We start from the raw sequence: 3,780 nt of genomic DNA on the forward strand, positions 1-3,780 counted from the left end.
TCTACGTATATATCCTCCGCTAAGGTTGTGCATTGTTCGCATGTTCAATCATACACGTTAGTTACGTCCCAGCCTCATTTCCTTAAAGACAGAAAACCCGTGTAGAGCACGTACTGTACACTCCACACGGGTTTTTGCTTATTATTTTATTCGGCGAGGCCCACTGAATGATTGATGAGGGTTGCGTGAGCGCGGGCGACCAAGCACCTCGGCCCAAACAACTGCTTTCATTACCTCTTTGTTAGAAAGGTTATTTAAGTTGAGATCAAGGCTATCTCGTTTCTTATCTTTTGAAATGGCTCTATCGAATGATGAAACCTTATCACTAAGCTGTCTTGATGTCTCTTGCTTTTTTTCTTTTGCCTCTTCATAGCGGTCATAAAGCGCCTGTTGCTTGTTAATGCTCGCTTGCAGCTCTTGATCTCCCACAGAGGGAGGCTCAAATTCATAGCGCTCAGCTTGAGCTGTTGACTGAGGATGAGGATTACGCTCAGGCTCTGCTGCTTCTTGACGAAAAATCTCCCGCCAATCAATCTCTTGCTCCTCTCGCCTAGGAGATTGATTGTTTTGTCCTTGGCGAGGTCGTTGCTGCTGTTGCCCCCGTTTTTTTTGCTGCTCTTCTCCTCCATTTGCCATCCGAGTAAAAAAGCTATACAAGCCCCCAATAATCAATAGAAAGAAAAATAGATTCGCCATAATAAATTCGAACAAAGCTTCCACTTGTCAACACACCTCCTTTTTAAATAAGAGAGGCGTCATTATTGGTCACGTTTTTCACTTTGCTGATCGTCACCAGTCGCCTTACTAATCGAACCACGCATGTCTGTATCTGCCATCACATTTTGATAGTTCATATAGTCCATGACACCCATGTTTCCTTTACGCAATGCTTCAGAAAGGGCCATCGGAACTTCTGCCTCAGCCTCCACAACCTTCGCGCGCATTTCTTCGACACGAGCCTTCATCTCTTGTTCTTGCGCAACGGCCATTGCACGGCGTTCTTCTGCTTTCGCTTGAGCAATCTTCTTATCTGCTTCCGCTTGGTCTGTCTGAAGCTCAGCACCAATGTTTTTACCGACATCAATGTCTGCAATATCAATTGAAAGGATTTCAAAAGCCGTACCAGAATCTAAGCCTTTAGACAAAACCGTTTGAGAAATCATATCCGGGTTTTCAAGTACGTCTTTATGGTCATTTGCTGAACCGATTGTCGAGACGATCCCTTCACCGACACGTGCAATCACTGTTTCTTCACCAGCACCCCCGACAAGTCGGTCGATATTGGCACGCACCGTAATTCTTGCTTTCGCTTTTACTTCGATCCCGTTCATCGCCACACCAGCGATAAAAGGGGTTTCAATTACTTTAGGGTTAACGCTCATTTGCACCGCTTCAAGAACATCACGACCAGCAAGGTCAATCGCAGCAGCACGCTCAAAGCTCAATTCAATGTTCGCACGTTGTGCCGCAATCAATGCATTAACAACACGGTCAACATTACCTCCTGCAAGATAATGTCCTTCTAGACGGCTTGTATTTAAATCAAGTCCTGCTTTTACTGCCTTAATTAACGGGTTAACAACACGTGCAGGGATGACCCGGCGGAGTCTCATTCCAACCAGTTCAAAAATACCAATTTTCACACCTGCTGCCAGTGCTGAAATCCAGAGCATAACTGGCACAAAAGTAAATAACACAGCCAAGGCAATAATAATTATTCCTAGAATAATAATTAAACCCAAATCCAAAGAACCCATAATATTTCTTCCTCCTTTTTATGATTCGGCCTTCACTTCACGCACAACAATCCGAGAGCCTGACGTGTAAACGACCTTTATTTTCCTACCCCGTTCAATATATCCTCCTTCAGAAACGACGTCAAGGCGCTCATCACCAAAAACACCTGATCCAGAAGGACGAAGTGGGGTTAAAGACTCCCCTTCTAACCCGACAATCTCACTTCTTGTCACATTTGAAATATAGCCTTTTTCGCTGCTTGTTGAATCGGTCAAAATCATCTTTTTCCAAGGGCCACGTGTTCCAAAATAACGGAAAGTAATGATTGAAACAACAGTTGTAATTACTGCGGAAATAAGAATCGAAACCGTCATCCAAGCGGTAGAAAAGGAAGCAAGTAACATACCACCAATGATCCCAGCAATTCCTAAAATACCGAAAATACCAAAGCCAGGGACAAACACTTCCACAAGGATGAGTAGAAACCCAACAACAAACAAAATAATGGCCTCAAAGCCAGCAAAACCAGCAATCAAATGCCCGAAGAAAAAGAGCAACAAGGCGGAGATCCCCATAATGCCTGGTACCCCAAATCCTGGTGAGTAAAGCTCAAGAACAAGTCCTAAGCTACCGATAGATAGCAAAATTGGAATAATAATCGGATTTGTTACAAAGCGGGCAATTTGCTCAGCAAAGCTTACTTCCATCTCTTGTTCAAACGCATTTTCAAGCTCTAAAAACTCAAGAAGCTCTCCTCGATCGGCTGCAATGGCTTCGGCATACCCTACTTCAAGAGCTTGACTAGCCGTCAAAGTTAGCAGACTCTCGCTTGTCACCCCTAATTCAGGAATTTCGATGCTTCGATCAGCCATTGCCAAAGCATACTTAGGATCCCGGTCATTCAGTTCAGCAGCGGCACTCATTTCTGCTAGCCAATAAGATTGGGTTTTCTCATCAGCTGCGTTACCTGCACCATCAATGACAGCCGCTGAACCCATTGTTGCACCTGGTGCCATTACAATTTGATCGGCGTTGAGAGCAATGTAAGCACCTGCAGAAATGGCATCGTTTGTTACATAGGCAGTAATAGGAATCTCTGTATTGCGCATAATATTTGCCATATTATTTGCCGCATCAACGCGACCACCTGGGGTATTGATCTCCAGTACGATGTGGTCTGCCCCTTCTTCAACTGCAGATGTTATCGAACGTTGTAAAAATGCTTCTAGGCCACGCTCCACTTCCTGCTCGACAGGAATGTAATAGACAAGTGATTGATCCAATGTTCGCATTTCACCTTGGGCCAAAAGCTGAAACGGAAGTAATAAAAAAGCGATAAGGATGCAGGCAATAAAACCTAACATCCGAGCATTGCGTCTCATTTCATTCACCCTCCCCCTTTCTTAATGAGTGATACTTCCTTTTACGTTATGTAGTGACAAAAGGTTTCACGATTTTTAATTTATAACCGTTTATTCTAAAAAGGTTGCTTACTCCTATTGTACCGAACAAAGTGCTAAAAAGAAAAACATTATGGGTAAATTTCTATGAGAAATAGGGATCACGTCTGTTAAAATTAAAGAGGTCTAAAAGCATCACAAGTCAATCACTTGCCCAGCACAAAAAGCAACCCGTCCTTCCCAAGACGAATTGCCGCTGTGACTTCGTTAATATAAAGCTTTAAAGTACATATTCTTCTAGCGTTGACTTTACGAAAAGATCATCAACCGCTAGCTTATTTTTAATTAATCCTTGTTCATAGGAATAGGTTACAAATGCTTCGAGCGTCGCGCGATTTTGCTCTAAACCGTACGGCCAAAAGTCTTCACCCATAATTTCTTTCGTTCGTTCAATCTCTGAAACCAACCACGGTAGCGTCACTTTCAACGCGGCAGTTTGATGAAAGCCCTCATAGATTTTTTCCTTTGACTCAACAAACGCTTTATATAGGTTTGCAGCTACCCAAGGATTTTTTTCTAATATTTCGTCTTTGATCGCCACAACATGCATGATCGGGAAAATTCCCGTTTTCTTAAAATACTC

At 43.2% G+C, this 3,780-nt stretch carries 3 protein-coding genes and 1 pseudogene; all 4 read right to left on the bottom strand.

Annotated elements, in window-relative coordinates:
• Positions 1-141: 141 nt before the first annotated feature.
• Positions 142-720 (bottom strand): hypothetical protein, encoded by a 579-nt coding sequence (locus BLT_RS0113955; RefSeq protein WP_017728392.1) that lies wholly within the window; start codon positions 718-720, stop codon positions 142-144.
• 38 nt (positions 721-758) lie between these two features.
• Positions 759-1,757, bottom strand: coding sequence for a flotillin-like protein FloA (gene floA / locus BLT_RS0113960; RefSeq protein WP_017728393.1), 999 nt, complete (start codon positions 1,755-1,757; stop codon positions 759-761).
• Positions 1,758-1,775: 18 nt separating this feature from the next.
• A complete protein-coding gene (locus BLT_RS0113965; protein WP_017728394.1) occupies positions 1,776-3,119 on the bottom strand; it encodes an NfeD family protein in 1,344 nt (447 codons plus the stop codon).
• Between the two features lie 298 nt (positions 3,120-3,417).
• Positions 3,418-3,780, bottom strand: a pseudogene (locus BLT_RS0113970) (ABC transporter substrate-binding protein); the annotation flags it as partial.

Origin of the sequence: Halalkalibacterium ligniniphilum (genome assembly GCF_000334155.1) — a bacterium.
Lineage (GTDB): Bacteria > Bacillota > Bacilli > Bacillales > Bacillaceae_D > Halalkalibacterium > Halalkalibacterium ligniniphilum.